11 protein-coding genes are annotated in these 15,772 nt (G+C 69.7%); 9 read left to right on the forward strand and 2 right to left on the reverse strand.

The genetic code is table 11. From position 1 onward, the window contains the following. Positions 1 to 90 precede the first annotated feature (90 nt). Genes rluD through ACFJIT_RS02700 form a run of 3 tightly spaced genes read left to right on the forward strand, consistent with a single transcriptional unit; the run spans position 91 to position 2,299 of the window. The gene (gene rluD / locus ACFJIT_RS02690) at positions 91 to 1,095 is read left to right on the forward strand and encodes a 23S rRNA pseudouridine(1911/1915/1917) synthase RluD (protein ID WP_379654949.1); all 1,005 of its coding nucleotides are present in this window, start codon (positions 91 to 93) and stop codon (positions 1,093 to 1,095) included. Further along, complete coding sequence (pgeF, locus tag ACFJIT_RS02695; RefSeq protein ID WP_379654950.1) at positions 1,092 to 1,862, forward strand: peptidoglycan editing factor PgeF; 771 nt, start codon at positions 1,092 to 1,094, stop codon at positions 1,860 to 1,862. The genes rluD and pgeF overlap by 4 nt, the downstream gene beginning before the upstream one ends. Continuing rightward, positions 1,844 to 2,299, forward strand: a complete 456-nt coding sequence (locus ACFJIT_RS02700; RefSeq protein WP_379654951.1) for a thiol-disulfide oxidoreductase DCC family protein — start codon at positions 1,844 to 1,846, stop codon at positions 2,297 to 2,299. The genes pgeF and ACFJIT_RS02700 overlap by 19 nt, the downstream gene beginning before the upstream one ends. Positions 2,300 to 2,307: 8 nt before the next feature. On the opposite strand, the gene ACFJIT_RS02705 is transcribed toward ACFJIT_RS02700, so the two are convergent. Next, complete coding sequence (locus ACFJIT_RS02705; RefSeq protein ID WP_379654952.1) at positions 2,308 to 4,743, reverse strand: TonB-dependent receptor plug domain-containing protein; 2,436 nt, start codon at positions 4,741 to 4,743, stop codon at positions 2,308 to 2,310. 249 nt (positions 4,744 to 4,992) lie between these two features. On the opposite strand from ACFJIT_RS02705, the gene ACFJIT_RS02710 reads away from it, so the two are divergent. Next, positions 4,993 to 5,469: a DUF3574 domain-containing protein gene (locus ACFJIT_RS02710; protein WP_379654953.1), complete on the forward strand. Its 477-nt coding sequence runs from the start codon at positions 4,993 to 4,995 to the stop codon at positions 5,467 to 5,469. Beyond that, the gene (locus tag ACFJIT_RS02715) at positions 5,436 to 5,936 is read left to right on the forward strand and encodes a GNAT family N-acetyltransferase (protein WP_379654954.1); all 501 of its coding nucleotides are present in this window, start codon (positions 5,436 to 5,438) and stop codon (positions 5,934 to 5,936) included. Before ACFJIT_RS02710 ends, ACFJIT_RS02715 begins: the two co-directional genes overlap by 34 nt. Before the next feature lie 51 nt (positions 5,937 to 5,987). Here the strand turns inward: ACFJIT_RS02715 and ACFJIT_RS02720 are convergent, their stop codons facing one another. Next, positions 5,988 to 9,011 carry a TonB-dependent receptor domain-containing protein gene (locus ACFJIT_RS02720; RefSeq protein ID WP_379654955.1) on the reverse strand — a complete coding sequence of 1,008 codons (3,024 nt, stop codon included), beginning with the start codon at positions 9,009 to 9,011 and terminating at the stop codon, positions 5,988 to 5,990. A gap of 679 nt (positions 9,012 to 9,690) precedes the next feature. Here ACFJIT_RS02720 and ACFJIT_RS02725 point away from each other — a divergent pair. The 4 genes from ACFJIT_RS02725 to ACFJIT_RS02740 all read left to right on the forward strand — a co-directional run bounded on the left by ACFJIT_RS02725 (position 9,691) and on the right by ACFJIT_RS02740 (position 15,772). Next, a complete protein-coding gene (locus ACFJIT_RS02725) occupies positions 9,691 to 11,412 on the forward strand; it encodes a thiamine pyrophosphate-dependent enzyme (protein WP_379654956.1) in 1,722 nt (573 codons plus the stop codon). A 248-nt stretch (positions 11,413 to 11,660) separates the two neighbouring features. Beyond that, a complete protein-coding gene (locus tag ACFJIT_RS02730; protein WP_379654957.1) occupies positions 11,661 to 13,253 on the forward strand; it encodes a hypothetical protein in 1,593 nt (530 codons plus the stop codon). A gap of 85 nt (positions 13,254 to 13,338) precedes the next feature. Next, positions 13,339 to 14,283 carry an alpha/beta fold hydrolase gene (locus ACFJIT_RS02735; protein ID WP_379654958.1) on the forward strand — a complete coding sequence of 315 codons (945 nt, stop codon included), beginning with the start codon at positions 13,339 to 13,341 and terminating at the stop codon, positions 14,281 to 14,283. Positions 14,284 to 14,440: 157 nt separating this feature from the next. Beyond that, the gene (locus tag ACFJIT_RS02740) at positions 14,441 to 15,772 is read left to right on the forward strand and encodes a c-type cytochrome (RefSeq protein ID WP_379654959.1); all 1,332 of its coding nucleotides are present in this window, start codon (positions 14,441 to 14,443) and stop codon (positions 15,770 to 15,772) included.

Genomic DNA, 15,772 nt, shown 5'->3' on the forward strand with positions numbered 1-15,772 from the left:
CGCATCGGGGAAACGAGGAGGCGATGATAGCCTAGGCGGCTGCCGGGCCATGAATTCCGGCCAACTTCTTCACTGGAACCGCTTGACCGGATGACTGCCGTAGCCGACGACGACGCCCCCCTGGACGCCACCGCCACACAGGGCCCGCGCAGCGCCCAGGTGCCCACGCACGCGGCCGGGCGCCGCTTCGACGCGGTGCTGGCCGAGCTGTTCCCCGAGTTTTCCCGCTCGCGCCTGTCCGAATGGATCAAGTCCGGCGACGCGCGCCTGGATGGGGAGGTGGTGCGCCCGCGCGACCCGGTCACCCCCGGCCAGGTCGCCACGCTGGACGCCGTGCTGGACACCCAGACCCACGCCCAGCCCGAGGACATCCCCCTGCAGGTGCTGTACGAGGACAGCGAGGTCCTGGTGCTGGACAAGCCGGCCGGGCTGGTGGTCCACCCCGGCGCCGGCAACCCGACCGGCACTCTGGTCAATGCCCTGCTGTTCCGCGACCCGTCGCTGGCCGCGCTGCCGCGCGCCGGCATCGTCCATCGCCTGGACAAGGACACCTCCGGGGTCATGGTCGTGGCCAAGACCCTGCCGGCGCACACCTCGCTGGTGGCGCAGCTTTCGGCGCGGCAGGTGCATCGGCAGTACCTGGCGGTGGTGGTCGGCGCGATGGTGTCCGGCGCGACCGTCGATGCGCCGATCGACCGCCATCCGCGCGACCGGCTGAAGATGGCCGTGCGCGAGGACGGGCGCGATGCGGTCACTCACGTGCGCCTGCGCGAACGCTTCCGCGGCCATACCGCGGTCGAGTGCCGGCTGGAGACCGGCCGTACCCACCAGATCCGTGTGCACATGGCGCATCTGCGCTTTCCCATCGTCGGCGATCCGCTCTACGGCGGCCCGCTGCGCCTGCCGCGCGGGGCCAGCGAGGCACTCAACGCGCAGCTGCGCGGCTTCCGCCGCCAGGCGCTGCACGCCGAGACGCTGGAGTTCAGCCACCCGACCAGCGGCGAGCCGGTGCGCACCAGCGCGCCGGTCCCGGCCGACCTGCTGGCGCTGATGGCGGCCCTGCGCGACGACGTGGCCGCGCACAAAGGCAAGTGAGCGCCCTGCTGCCCGCGCACTGGCCCGCGCCGCCCGGCGTGCGCGCGCTGGTGACGCTGCGCTTCGGCGCCGGCGGCTCGGCTGCGCCGTTCAACACCTTCAACCTGGGCAACCGCAGCGCCGCCGCGGGCGACGATCCCGCGCAGGTGGAGGCCAACCGCGCCGAGCTGGCGACCCTGGCCGGCCTGCCGTCGCTGCCTCACTGGCTGCGTCAGGTGCACGGCACCGGCGTGGCGCGCTTCGAGACACCGCTCGGCGCGCCGCGCGCGCAGGGCGATGAACCGGAAGGCGACGCCGCCGTCACCGACGCTCCCGGCGTCGTGCTGGCCATCCTCACCGCCGACTGCCTGCCAGTGGTGTTCGCCGCGGCCGACGGCAGCGAAGTGGCCGCCGCCCACGCCGGCTGGCGCGGGCTGGCCGACGGCGTGCTGGAGCGCACCGTCGCCGCAATGCGCACCCCGGCCGGCCGCATGCGCGCTTGGCTGGGGCCGGCGGCGGGGCCGGAGGCCTATGAGATCGGCCAGGACGTGTTCGACGCGTTCACCGCGACCGACCCCGGCGCCGCCGCGGCCTTCGTCGCGACCCGCCCCGGCCACTGGCGCGTGGACCTGTACGCGCTGGCGCGCCGCCGCCTGGCCGCGGTCGGCGTGACCGACGTGCACGGCGGCACGCTGTGCACCATTGGCGATCCGCAGCGCTTCTTCTCGCATCGCCGCGACCGCCGCAGCGGACGCATGGCCACCTTGGTGTGGCGGGCGCCGACATGAGCGCGGCTGTGCCCCCCGGCGGCGATCCCGCCGCCGAGACGCGGGGCGCGGCGATCATCGTGTTCGACGGCGCATGCGCCATGTGCAACGGCTGGGTGCGTTTCCTGCTGCGCCACGATCGCGACGCGCGCTATCGCTTCGCCGCCATGCAGGGCCGCACCGGCGCGGCCCTGCTGGCCGAGCACGGCCTGGACCCGCACGACCCGTCCTCGTTCCTGCTGGTCGACCGCGACGGCGCCCACGTCGAGACCGACGCCATCGCGCGCGTGCTCGGTGGCCTCGGCGGCGGCTGGCCGTTACTGGCCACGGCCATGCGCGCCGTACCGCGCGGCGCGCGCGACCGCGTCTATCGCTGGGTCGCCCGCAACCGCCGGCGCTGGGCCGGCGCCACCTGCACCGTGCCCAGCCCCGAGCAGCGCGACCGCTTCCTGGATTGAAAGCGGCTTCAGAAGGTGAAGCGCACCCGCCCGTAGTAGTACGCGCCGTTGCTGCCGATCGGCGAGAGCACGTCGTAGGGCAGGTTGCCGAAGTAGGCGATATCCGGGATCGAGCGGTCCGGATACTGGTCGAGCAGATTCTGCCCGCCCAGGGCGATGCTCCACTGCGGCGTAATGCGGTATTCGACTTCCGCATCCAGCTGGTACTCGGCGCTGTAGGTCTGGCGCGGAACAAAGCCGTCGCCGAAGTCGAAAACCCGCGTGGCCTTGCCGTAACGGCTCAGGCGCGAGGTGAGCGACCACTTGTCGTCGGTCCAGCTCGCCGCCAGGGCGGCGCGCGTGCGCGGCGTGGCCTCGGTCAGCGTATTGCTCTCTTCCACGCCGAACAGCACGTAGTCCGGGTCCAGCGCGAGCAGCTGGCCCGGCGTGGCGACCAGATGCTTCAACTCGGTCTTGGCGTAGCTCCAGGTGCCGGTCAGCAGCAGCTGGCCATCGCCGATGGACTGGCGCCAGTTGCTGACCAGTTCGGCGCCGCGGGTGCGGGTGTCGGCGGCGTTGACGAAGAAGCTGGCGCTCTGCACGCCGCCCACGCCGAAGCGGTCCTGCACGAAATCGGTCAGCGCATCGCCGGTGATGTCCTCGGACAGCGCGACGCGGTCGTCGATGTCGATCTGGAAGAAGTCCAGCGATACATCGAACTGGCTGCCGATGCGGCTGGTGAAGCCCAGGCTGTAGTTGTGCGACTTCTCCGGCTTGAGCGGCTGGGCGCCCAGCGCCTGGGCGATGGGGTTGTTGACCGACAGCAGCCGGCCCTGCACCAGGCGGCCGGCGGCGTCGTAGCCGGTGGAGGTGGCCTCGTAGCCGATCTGGCTCAGCGAGGGCGCGCGGAAGTTGTTGGACACCGCCGCGCGCACGGCGAAGGCGGGCACGAACTCGTAGCGCGCGGCCAGCTTGCCGGTCCACTGGCCGCCGAAGTCCTGGTAGTGCTCGTAGCGGCCGGCGATGTCGGTGGAGAAGTGCTCGCCGAACTGGCTGGACAGCGAGGCATAGGCGCTGGCGACGTTGCGCGACAGGTCGGCCACGTCCTGCGGGGTCAGGCCGCCGCCGGCCTGCGAGCCGGTCGGGCGGTCGGTATAGGGGCCGGCCGCGTAGCTGGCCGGGTCGCCGGCGCCGGTCTCGTAGCGCTCGCGGCGGAACTCCACGCCCGTGCCGAGCGTATGCGTGGCCGTGCCGGCCTCGAACACCCGGCTCAGGTCCAGGTTGGCCACGGTCTGGTCGAAGGCGTAGTCGCCGGTCTTGAAGCGCGTGGGGCTGCCCGGGCCGAGCGAGGCGTTGAGCGAATCCTTCAGCCGGTAGGTGAAGTCGTTATGCCCGTAGTCCAGGCTGGCGTCGTAGGCCCAGTCTCCCCACTGGCCGCGCGCGCCGGCCACGGCCTGCGCGTCGCGGTTTTCGCCCAGCGACACCGGCCGGTAGCCGCGCGGGTAGACCTGCTTCCAGTTGGCCACGCTGTCGGGATAGCGGAAGTAGTTGGCGCCCTGCGTGTCGCGCTGGTTGAAGGTGCCGAAGGCGTAGAACTCGGAGGTGGCGCCGAACGGCACCGCCGCGTTGATCCAGGCGTTGAGGTCCTTGGACTTGCCGTCGCCCAGCACGTAGTTGCGCTTGCCGGCCAGGGCCAGGTTGTCCGGCGTCTGCTCCTCGAAGAAGGGAATCTGGTCGAAGCCGGCGCGGTTGGTGCCTTCGCGGTTCTTCAGTTCCACGCCCAGCTTGAAGAAGCCGTCCTCGCCGATGCGATCGCCGACCTTGGCGCTGAAGAAGCTGGTCTGGCCATCGGTGATCTCGCGATGGATCGGTTCGACATCGGTGTGGTTGGCGCCGAAGCTGGCCTCGATCGCGCCAGCGTCCGGATCGTCGTCCAGGATCACGTTGATCACCCCGGCCACCGCGTCCGAGCCGTATTGCGCGCCGGCGCCGTCGCGCAGCACCTCGATGCGCTTGATCGCGCTGATCGCGATGGCATTGAAATCGACCGGCGTGGTGCCCTTGCCGATCTTGCTGTCGGTGTTGACCAGGGCCGAGGTATGGCGGCGCTTGCCGTTGACCAGCACCAGCACCTGGTCGGGCGAGAGCCCGCGCAGCTGCGCGGCGCGCACGTGGTCGGCGCCGCCGGAGTTGGACTGACGCGGAAAGTTGAACGAGGGCAGCAGCGCCTGCAGCGCGCTGCCCAGTTCGCCATTGACCACGCCGGCCTTGCGGATGTCCTCGGCGGTGAGCACATCCACCGGCGCGGTGGACTCGAGCACCGTGCGGTTGCTGGCGCGGGTGCCGGTGACGATCACCGTGTCCAGGTTGGTGGCGGTGGCCGGGGCGGCGTCCTGGGCGAAGGCGGGGGCCGACAGGGCCAGGGCGATGGCCAGGCTCAGCGGCCTGACGAACGGGGACGACATGGCGGTTCTCTCCTGAAGCGATAACGGTCGCGACCGGTCGCGCCGGCCGTGGCGGCGACTGGGGTCGGCAAGGATTGCTGCATCCATCCGGATGAAGCGATATATTAACTTGACGTAAAGGCGGCGCGCGAGCCGTGGCTCGGTGCCGTGCGGCATGAGCTCATGCCCGGCGGTTATCCGCCACCGGGTCACGTCGGCCCCTCGATCGTGTTCTCCTTGCCTGTTTCCGCCCCTACCGAGACCTTGCCGATGCCGCTGCGTGCCCCGTTGATCGCCGTTCTGTTCACCTTGAGCGCCTGTGCCAGCGTCGCGCCTTCGCACCCCGCGCCCGCCGCCGTCAGCGCCACCCTGCAGGGCGATGCCTTGCGGCCGGCGCAGGCCAGCGGCTGGGTGCGCAGCGAGCTGTACTTCGGCGTGGGCGTAGAGGAAGGGCCGGGCGGGCGGCACGAGGATCAGCCGATCAGCGAGGCGCAGTGGCGCGCCTTCCTCGACAAGGAGGTCACCGCGCGCTTCCCGGATGGCTTGACCGTGCTGGATGGCTACGGCCAGTGGCTGTTCCGCGGCGCCGCGGCGCCGGAGCGGCTGAAGACCAAGGTGCTGGTGATCCTGCACGAGGACACGCCGCAGCGCCGTGCCGACATCGAGGCCATCCGCCTGGCGTGGAAGCAGGCCACCGGCCACCAGTCGGTGCTGTGGTCGCGTCAGCCGGTGGAGGTGTCGTTCTGAGCGCGTCGCCTTTCCAGATCCGCATCGACGATCTGAGCGGCGCACAGATCCGCGCGCTGCTGGAGTACCACCTGCGCCAGATGCACGCCAATTCGCCGCCGGGCAGCGTGTTCGCGCTGGATCTGAGCGGCCTGCAGGCGCCGGGCATGACGGTGTGGAGCGCCTGGCGTGGGCAGGCGCTGGTCGCCATCGGCGCGCTCAAGGACTGGGGCGAGGGCACCGGCGAGCTCAAGTCCATGCGCACCCATCCGGACCATCTGCGCCAGGGCGCGGCGGCCGCCGTGGTGGACCACATCATCGAGGTGGCGAAGGCCCGCGGCCTGCGCCGGCTGAGCCTGGAAACCGGGTCGGGCGAGGCCTTCGAGCCGGCGCTGGCCCTGTATCGCAAGCGTGGTTTCAGCAAAGGGCCGGCGTTTGGCGACTATGTCGCCAGCGATTTCAACCAGTTCCTGCACTTGCCGCTTTGAAGCATCGGTGCAGGCGGGCGAGGACATCGCCCGCCTGCACCAGGCCCCACGTCAGAAGTCGTAGGACACCGACAGCCGGATCGAGCGCGGTGGCTGGCGGATGGTGACGGTCTGGAACAGCGGGTTGTTGGGACTGGCGTCGGTGCTGGGCGTGGTCTGGGCGAAGGCGTAGCGCTGCAGCGCGACCTGGCTGTCGAGCACGTTGAAGATGCTGCCGGTGAAGGCCAGGCGGTGATCGCCGAAGTCCGGCGTCCAGGTCACGCCCAGGTCCAGCTGGGTCATCCACGGCATGCGGCCCTGCTTGCCCGGAGGCGAGGGTTCACCGTTGCAGAAGTGGTAGACGCTGCCATAGCCCAGTGGATCGAGCTGCTGCTGACCGTAGAAGCTCAGGCAGTGGCGCGGCGTGCCCGACACGGCCGCGAAGTTGGCCGACACCAGCCACTCCGGCGAGAAGGTGTAGTAGCCGTAGAGCTTGAGCTGGTGGGTGTGGTCGTTGTTCTGCGGCCCGTTGGCGTTCTCCATGATCGTCCAGTTGTCCCAGTCGTAGCTGGTGGAGGTGCCGCCCTGGCTGGCATCCGAACGCACCTGGCCCTCGGTGTTGCCGTAGCTGCGCGAGAACACATAGCTGGCCTTGCCGTACCAGTTGTCGGCGACCGGATGCTCGAGCACCGCCTCCAGGCCGTAGTACTTGCGGATCAGCTTCTGCTTGAAGCCCAGGTCCTGCATGCTCATCGGGAAGTCGAAGTACGAGCCGTCGCCATCGATCATGGTGAAGACGTTGGTGCGGCCGGGATTGATCAGGTAGCAGGTGTTGAAGTTGGCCACATCGTGCCCGGCCGCATTGGCCGCGGCGGCGACCTGCGACATCGAGCAGAAGTCGTCGATCGCGTTGCGCAGATTGCGGTAGGTGCTCTTCAGGCCCCACACCCAGGCATCGCCCAGCGTGTGTTCGAAGCCGAGGATGAACTCGTCCTGGTATTCCGGCTCCAGCGTGCGCGCGGTGGCGGTCTTGGGATCGGGCGCCTGTCCGAACTGGTTGAGCGCCGAGTACTCGCCGGAGATATCGGTCAGCCCGGTGGGCGAGCCATCGGCGGCGATGCCCGAGTAGGTGTACAGGTGGGTGGTGTTGTAGAAGCCGGCGGCGACGATCAGGCCGGGGTTGAGCGGCAGGCCCAGGTAGTAGCGTCCGGCGTTGGCGTAGACCTTGAAGCTCGAATCGCCGTGCACGTCCCAGGCCGCGCCCAGGCGCGGCGCCCACTGCGGCTTGGTCTGACGGATGTACGGCACGCCGTCGGAGTTGAAGTTGGTGAACTGGTCGTTGCGCAGGCCGATGCTCAGCAGCAGGTTGTCGGCCACCTGCCACTTGTCCTCGATGTACTGCGCCTTCTGCGAGGAGCTGATGGTGGTGATGCCGCTCCAGGTGTTGCGCTGCACGTAGTAGCCCGCCGCGCCGTTGGGGAAGCCGGCGACCGGGCCGATGCCGTGCGAGGCGTCCAGCGGCAGGCTGGGATCGTCGGCGCGCTGGTAGGACCAGACATATCCCGGGCCCGGCGCATGGCCACCCTGGTCCAGGGCCTGCGAACGGATGTTGTCGATACCCGCGCTGAGGGTGTGGTTGCCCAGGGTCCAGGCCAGGTCCACGCGCAGGTTGCTGGAGTGGTTGCCGCGGTCCGGCTCGCTGATGTCGCCCTGGATCTGGTTGTTGTAGCGCGGCGTGCCGCCGTTGAGCGCCGGGTTCTGGTAGGTCCAGTTGTCCACGCGCACCAGGGTGGGGTCGTAGTTGGGCGGCTGCGCGTTGTACATCTTGGTGTCCATCTCGCCGTAGGTGGCCGAGAGGGTGAGCGTGTCGGTCAGGTAGCCGGTGTAGCGGGCCACCCACATGTCGCCGCCGTACTGGCTGTCGCCATTGGCGTACAGAAAGCCGCTGCGCGTCAGGGTCTTGTAGTCGTAGCCGTAGACGTTGCTGGAGCTATCCAGCCGATCACGCACGCCGGTCAGCTCCAGCAGGTTGTTGTCGTTGATGTTCCAGTTGAGCTTGACGTAGGCGCGCGGCATCTTGCTGGTCTGGCTGACGTAGTTGCCGCCGCTGTCCAGCGTGTTGGTGGAATCGGTCCAGTCGCGCTGGAACTCGCCGGCGGCGAAGAAGAACAGCCGGTCGCGGATGATCGGGCCGCCGGCGTAGGCCGAGACGGTGTAACTGTCGGTGCGGTTGGCGCCGTTGTAGTGATACAGGTCGCCGGCCAGCGGCGAATCGGGCAGGCCGTTGGCGTAGTGGGAATTCTTGGCCTCGGCCCGGCCCCAGTCGGGCTGCCACAGCACCTGCGCGCCGTAGTGCCACTGGTTGGTGCCGTGCTTGCCGACCGCGTTGATCACGCCGCCGTCGGAGCGGCCGAACTGCGCGCTGTAGCCGCCGGTGTAGATCTCCTGCTGGTCGATGGCGCCGTAGGGCAGGGTCAGGCCGCCGGCGGTGTTGAGCGGGTCGGTCGTGTTGAAGCCGTTGATGTAGTAGGCGTTCTCGGTCGGCGAGGAGCCGCCGAAGCTCACCAGCTCCTTGCCCGTGTCGCTGTGGAAGCCGCCGCTGTTGGCGACCACGCCCGGCGCCAGCTTGGCGATGTCCTCGGCGTTGCGGGCCAGCGGCAGGCGCGCCAGCTGGCTGGCGGTGATGACCGTGCGCGAGTCCACCGCCGAGGCGTCGATGCTCGGCACCGCCGAGGCCGACACCTTGACGGCGCCCAGGTTGGTGGCGCCTGCCGCCGCCGCGGGCGCGGCGAAGGACACTTCCGAGGCCACGCCGACCTTTACCAGCACGTGGGCGTCGGCGCCGAGCGGCTGGCCGTCGCGGACCGCGCTCAGGGTGTATTCGCCTACCGGCAGGGCCGGGCTGCGGTACTGGCCATCGGCACCGACCTGGATCTCGCGGGTGGTGCCGGTGGCGCTCTGGATGCGGATGGTGCTGCCGGCCTCGGCCTGGCCGTACAGCGTGCCGGTCGTGGATTGGGCGAAGGCCGAGGGGCTGGCCGACAGCGCGAGCGCGGCCGCCAGGGCGTGGAACAGGAGGGAGCGGGAAAACGACATGGATCGGGTCTCCGGGGCGTGGTTGAGCGCGTCCGCACCGGCCGGGAGGACCAATGAGACATGCGGATCGCGGATGGCAAGAACTGCGGCCACGGCAACGCGTCCTGTGCGGACGTGGCGAACGGGCACTGCGACTACGAGGAATCCCCTGGCGGAGCGCGTCCGCCAAGCGTTTTTTACCATTCTGTAATCGGTTTCACAACCCACTGACAAAATCGACAGAAAGACCGTCTCGTCTACGTTTCAGCGCGATTGACGGTGGTTGCGGCCGAAACCGTCGGTGCGGTGAGTTGAAGCCGTCGGAAGCGGGCCGTGCGTGTCCGACTTTTCGCTTTGGCGCAGGTCTTGTGCGTCGTGTGGAGGCGCGCCGTAGCAACGCGGGGCCTGCATGGATGTCCATGGATCCCCGCGTTCGCGGGGATGACGAGCGTTGAGTTCGCAGCGCCAAGCCGCGGGAAAACCTTTCCTTGTCGTGCCCGCGAAAGCGGGAAAGCAGCGCCTCTCATGCGGAGGGCGAAAGCCCCTGGCGCCTGCATCGATCACCAGCGCGCACCAACGCACGCGAGGCGTACCTTCGCGGCGCGCGACGCCGCGCTGCAATCGAACGTCGCACGAAGCGCACGTGAGCCTCACCGCGCGCTGGCTAGCCTCCAGGACCCCACGTTCGAAGGTCATCCCCATGAGCAAGCGCGTTGCAGAGATCGTCGTCGAGACCCTGGAGGCGGCGGGCGTTCGGCATTGCTACGGCATCGTCGGCGACACCCTCAACCATGTCACCGACGCCATCCACCGCAGTTCGATCCAGTGGGTGCACATGCGCCACGAGGAGGCCGGCGCCTTCGCCGCCGGTGCCGACTCACTGATCAGCGGCCAGCTGACCGCCTGCGCGGGCTCGTGCGGGCCGGGCAGCCTGCACTTCATCAACGGGGTGTTCGAGAGCAACCGCAACCGCGCGCCGATGGTGCTGATCGCCAGCCAGATCGTCACGCCCGAGTTGGGCATGGAGTTCCCGCAGGAGGTGGACTTCAAGGCGGTCTACGGCAGCTGCAGCGTGTTCTGCGAGCAGGTGCACAGCCCGGAGCAGGCGCGGCGCGTGGTCGCGCTGGCCTGCCAGGCGGCGATCAGCCGACGCGGCGTGGCGGTGGTGATCCTGCCGGCCGACATCAGCCAGGCGCAGGTCAAGCACGACGTGCCCTTCGCCGTGCATCACGCCGCGCCGGTGCTGCGGCCCAACGAAGGCGAGTTGCATCGCATGGCGGAGCTGCTCGACCGCGGCACCAGGATCGGCATCTACGCCGGCGCCGGCTGTGAGGGCGCACACGATGCGCTGGTCGCGCTGGGCGCACGGCTCAAGGCGCCGATCGCGCACACCTCGCGCGCCAAGGACTTCGTCGAATACGACAACCCCTACAACATGGGCATGACCGGCATCTTCGGCATCGAGTCCGGTTATCACACGCTGATGGCCTGCGACACGCTGCTGCTGCTCGGCGCGGACTTCGCTTGGGGCCAGTTCTATCCGGACAAGGCCACGATCGTGCAGGTGGATCGGGACGGCAGCCATCTGGGCCGGCGCCATCCGATCGATCTGGGCGTGGTCGGCGACATCGGCCCGACCCTGGAGGCGCTGCTGCCGTTGCTGGCCCAGCGCGAGGACAGCGGCTTCCTGGACGAGTGCATCGCCCACCGCGACAAGGCCATGGCCAAGCGCGCCGAGGAGGAGCAGCCGGGCGAGGGCGAGCTTATCCATCCCCAGCACCTGACCGCGCTGCTGGACCGGTACGCCAATGACGATGCGCTGTTCACCGCCGACGGCGGCTCGCCGATGGTGTGGGTGCTGCGCCATATCCGCGTCAACGGCCGGCGCCGCACGCTGCCCAGCCTGCTACACGGCACGATGGCCAATGCGATGCCGCAGGCGCTGGGCCTGCAGAAGGCCTTCCCGCAGCGGCAGGTGATCTCGCTGTCCGGCGATGGCGGGATCGCGATGCTGCTGGGCGATCTGCTCACCGCCATCCAGGAAGACCTGCCGATCAAGGTGGTGGTCTACAACAACAGCTCGCTCAATTTCGTCGAGCTGGAGCAGAAGGTCGAAGGGCTGCTGGACAACTACACCGATCTGAAGAACCCGGACTTCGGCCGCCTGGCCGAGGTGATCGGCTACTACGGCCGCACCGTGACCCGCAGCGCCGACCTGGAGCAGGCGGTGCGCGACTTCCTGGCCCATCCCGGCCCGGCGCTGCTGGACGTCCACACCAGCCCGACCGAGCTGGTCATGCCGCCGCAGATCGAGGCCGGGCAGGTGGCCGGCACCGCGCTGTATGCGGCCAAGGCCGTGCTGAGCGGGCGCCTGGGCGACGTCAAGGAACTGCTGACCACCAACTTCCTCAACAAGAAGTAGTCGCCCCGCACGGGGCCGACCTGTAGAGCGGAGCTTGCTCCGCTGAGGCTTCCCCACGAACCGAACGAAGAGCAGCGAAGTCCCCAAGAGGGGATTGCCACAAGCTCCGCTCTACAAGGAGGTCGCGACTTGGTCTGGTAGACAGTTGCTCCCACCGACTCGGGCAGGACGCTTTGTGCATGGCATCGCGCTGTCAGGGGCGCGCGGGCGTCGTACCATCGCGCGGTCCCCACGCTTGGCCCTCCCGCATGTCCTCATCCGCTTCGCCGGCGCAGGTGCGCCCGCGCTGGTTCGTCGCCGGCGATCTCAACGGCTTCTTCGGCCTGGTCGTCGACAACCTGTCGATCCTGGGCTTCATCGCCATGGCACTGGTGGGGATCTTCCAGTTCCCGGCCGAGGTGGTGTTCGGGCGCATGTTCCCCGGCACCGCCTTCGGCGTGCTGGTCGGCAACCTGGCCTATACGGTGATGGCGCGCCGGCTGGCGCAGCGCACCGGGCGCGAGGACGTCACCGCCATGCCGCTGGGCCTGGATGCGCCGACCAGCATCGGCATGGCGCTGCTGGTGCTGGGCCCGGCCTTCGTCGGCTTCAAGAGCGGTGGCATGGCGCCGGACGCCGCGGCGATCGCCACCTGGCAGCTGGGCATGGGCGCGCTGGTGGTGATGGGGCTGTTCAAGCTGGTGCTGTCCTTCTTCGGCGAGGCGGTCACGCGCGCGCTGCCGCGTGCGGCGCTGCTTGGCTCGATCGCCGGCATCGCGCTGGTGCTGATGGGCCTGCTGCCGCTGCTGGAGACGCTCAAGTCGCCCGTGGTCGGCCTGCTCACCCTCGGCCTGCTGCTGTACGTGCTGATCGCCAAGGGTCGGCTGCCGATCCGCCTGCCCGGGGTGCTGGTGGCCTTCGTCGTCGGCACGGTGCTGTATTACGCGCTCGGCCTGGCGGGGCTGGGGGCGCCGGGCTTCCAGCTGCCGGCGCTGGTGGCGCCGCACATCGCGCTGCCGTGGCCGTCGCTGGGCTTCGTGCAGGGGCTCTCCTACGCGGTGCCGTATCTGCCGCTGCTGCTGCCGTTCGGCCTGCTGATGGTGGTCGGCGGCATCAACGTGTCCGAGAGCGCGCGCGCGGCGGGCGACGACTACCGCACCCGCGACATCCTGCTGGTCGAGGCCATCGCCACGCTGGTGGCGGGCGTGTGCGGCGGCGTGGCGCAGACCACGCCCTACATCGGCCAGCCGGCCTACAAGCACATGGGCGCGCGCAGCGGCTACACGCTGCTCACCGGCTTGTTCATCGGCATCGGCGGCATGCTGGGCATCGTCTCGATGCTGGTGCAGTGGCTGCCGCTGGCGGTGCTCTCGCCGATCATCGTGTATGTGGCCATCGACATCACCACCCAGGCCTTCCAGGCCACGCCGCAGCGGCATGCCGGCGCGATGGTGCTGGGCTTCCTGCCGTCGGTGGCCTATCTGCTGCTGATCAAGGCGCATGGCTGGATCGCGCCGGATGCCTTTGCCGCGATGGCCAGCACGCTCGATGGCCACGGCCTGCCGGAGATGGCGGTGATCGCGGTGCTGGGTAACGGCTTCATCATCACCGCGATGCTGTGGACCGGCGCGGTGGTGGCGATGATCGACGGCGTGCTGCGGCGCGCGGCGGCGTTCTGGCTGGTGGCGGCGGTGTTCACGCTGTTCGGCGTGATCCACTCGGTGATTCCCAGCGGCGGCATCTATGTGCCCTGGCAACTCGAGGGCCTGGCCGCGACGATCTGCTGGCAGTTCACCGGTGCCTACCTGGCGCTGGCGGCGTTGATGGGCTTGCTGGCGCTGCAGCGGCGTCCGGCGCCCTGAAGGGAAGGGCACGGCGGCGGCCCTTGACGGGCGTTCGCGGCGCCTTCGACCATCGCCGCTTCTCCCCCCGTGCCGTGAGCTCCCGATGACGCCCGCCTCCCCGATGGTCCGCTGCCTGCAGCGTGTGACCCTGCTTGCCCTGCTGTGCCTGGTCACCGCCGCGACCGCGCAGGCCGCGCCGCCGGACCCCGCGCCGTGGTGGACCGGCCTGCCGCCGATGAAGCACACCACGGTCTATGGCCAGACCCTCCGCTACTACGACGTGGGCAGCGGCCCGACCCTGGTGCTGCTGCACGGTCTGGGCAGCAACGCCGGCTTTGACTGGGGCGCGGTAATCCTCGAACTGGCCAAGCACTACCGCGTGCTGGCGCCGGATCAGCTCGGCTTCGGCCAGTCGGCCAAGCCGTCGATCGCCTATGGCGTGACCACCTGGGTGGACATGCTGGGCGGGTTCCTGCGCGACCGCGACGTGCAGGAGTTTTCCCTGGCCGGCGAATCGCTCGGCGGCTGGATCGCCGGCCTCTACACCGTGCGCGCCAGCGAGTCCGGCCTGCCCATGCCCACGCGCCTGATCCTGGTCGACGCCGGCGGCCATCCCTCGATGAAGCCCATCCCCGGCAAGTCCGGCGGGCCGGCGTCGTGGCCGCCGCTGTCCATCGCCGGCACGCGCGAGGGCCTGGCGCGGTTCGTCTTCCACGACCCGAACAAGGTCACCGCGCAGATCGCCGAACAGGCCTTCGCCATGCGCCTGGCCGAGGGCAGCCAGTACACCCAGGACAGCTTCCGCCAGGGCCTGGGCGCCGATGCCAGCGTGTTCCTCGACCAGGCCGCGCTGGCGCGGCTCGACCTGCCGGTGCTGGTGGTCTGGGGCGCGCAGGATCGGCTGGTGCCTCCGGCCAACGGCAAGGACTTTGCGGCCTGGATCCCGCATGCGCGCTTGGTGACGATCGATCAGGCCGGCCACGCGCCGGCGGTCGAACAGCCGCAGCGCTTCCTCGAAGCGGCCCTGCCGTTCCTGCAGGGGCGTTGAGCTTCAACAGCCCGGCACTCCTGCCGGGCGGCATGGCCGGATTCGGACCAGATCCCCTTCGAGCGGAAGCAGGGTTACACTCCAATCGCTACGGCAGCCGCCGCCACCGTAGCGACCCGGAAGAGGACTGGCGGCTGTCTTCATTGCGGGATCGGCGATGTTGAAGCGACTTGCCCTGGGTGTGCTGGGATTGCTGGTCCTGGCGGTGGTCGGCCTCTGGCTGCTGGCCTGGCGACCTTCCATCGACCCCATCGCGCCGCCGGCCGCGGCCAGCTTCCCGGCCGAGCTGGTGCAGCGTGGCCAGGTGCTGGCCGGCGCCGGCTACTGCGCCACCTGCCATACCGCCAAGGGCGGCGCGCCGTACGCGGGCAACTACCCGATGGAGACCGCGTTCGGCACGCTCTACTCCAGCAACATCACGCCCGATCCGGACACCGGCATCGGGCGCTGGTCGCAGGCGGCCTTCGTGCGGGCCATGCGCCAGGGCTTGGCCCGGGATGGCGCGCAGCTGTTCCCGGCCTTCCCTTACCAGCATTTCGAGCTGGTCAGCGACGAGGACCTGCATGCGCTGTATGCCTTCCTGATGACCCGCCCGCCGGTGCACCAGGAGAAGCGCGAGAACGAGCTGCCCTTCCCCTTGAACTGGCGCGCGCTGCAGGCCGGCTGGAAGCTGCTGTTCTTCCGCCACGGCCAGTACGGCCCGGTCACCGGCAAGGACGCGCAGTGGAATCGTGGCGCTTATCTGGCCGAGGGGCTGGCGCATTGTTCGGCCTGCCACAGCCCGCGCAATGCGCTGGGTGCGGAGAAGACCGGCGCTGCGCGTTACGACGGCGCGCGCATCGACGGCTGGTACGCGCCGCCGCTCAATGCGACCAACCACGCGCCGGTGCCCTGGACGCAGGACGAGCTGTACACCTACCTGCGCACCGGCGCCACCGCGCTGCACGGCAGCGCCGCCGGGCCGATGTCGCCGGTCGTGCATCACGGGCTGTCGGCGCTGTCCGACGAGGACGTGCAGGCCATCGCTGCCTACTATGCCGAGCGCTTCGGCACCCGCGGCCAGACCGCCGCACCGTCCGTCGGCGTGCTGGAGAAAGCCATGGCCGGCGACGCGCTCAGCCCCGCGCACCAGCTGGATCAGGCCGCCAACCTGTACAACGCCGCCTGCGCCTCGTGCCACTACAACACCGCGCCCCATCCGCAGCTGGCGCGGCCCGAGCTGGGCTTCAACAACGCGCTCACCGCCGACGAGCCCGACACCTTGATCCAGGTGTTGCTGCATGGCATCGGCACGCAGGAGGGGCAGGCCGGCGTGCTGATGCCCGGGTTCGCGCACACCTTCAGCGATGCGCAGATCGTCGCGCTGGCGGCGTGGCTGCGCCGCACCCGCACCGACCGTCCGCCGTGGCCGGACCTGGAGCAACGCGTCGCCGAACTGCACGCCAAGACACCGCCCGGCCCGCAGGCCGGCACCACCGGAGACCAGTGA

This window comes from Pseudoxanthomonas sp. UC19_8 (assembly GCF_042700505.1).
GTDB lineage: Bacteria > Pseudomonadota > Gammaproteobacteria > Xanthomonadales > Xanthomonadaceae > Pseudoxanthomonas_A > Pseudoxanthomonas_A winnipegensis.

Coding starts and splice junctions, on each gene's coding strand:
- ACFJIT_RS02740 (WP_379654959.1), top strand. CDS start 14,441: ATGTTGAAGCGACTTGCCCTGGGTGTGCTGGGATTGCTGGTCCTGGCG.
- ACFJIT_RS02735 (WP_379654958.1), top strand. CDS start 13,339: ATGACGCCCGCCTCCCCGATGGTCCGCTGCCTGCAGCGTGTGACCCTG.
- ACFJIT_RS02705 (WP_379654952.1), bottom strand. CDS start 4,743: ATGTCGTCCCCGTTCGTCAGGCCGCTGAGCCTGGCCATCGCCCTGGCC.
- ACFJIT_RS02720 (WP_379654955.1), bottom strand. CDS start 9,011: ATGTCGTTTTCCCGCTCCCTCCTGTTCCACGCCCTGGCGGCCGCGCTC.
- ACFJIT_RS02730 (WP_379654957.1), top strand. CDS start 11,661: ATGTCCTCATCCGCTTCGCCGGCGCAGGTGCGCCCGCGCTGGTTCGTC.
- rluD (WP_379654949.1), top strand. CDS start 91: ATGACTGCCGTAGCCGACGACGACGCCCCCCTGGACGCCACCGCCACA.
- ACFJIT_RS02710 (WP_379654953.1), top strand. CDS start 4,993: ATGCCGCTGCGTGCCCCGTTGATCGCCGTTCTGTTCACCTTGAGCGCC.
- ACFJIT_RS02725 (WP_379654956.1), top strand. CDS start 9,691: ATGAGCAAGCGCGTTGCAGAGATCGTCGTCGAGACCCTGGAGGCGGCG.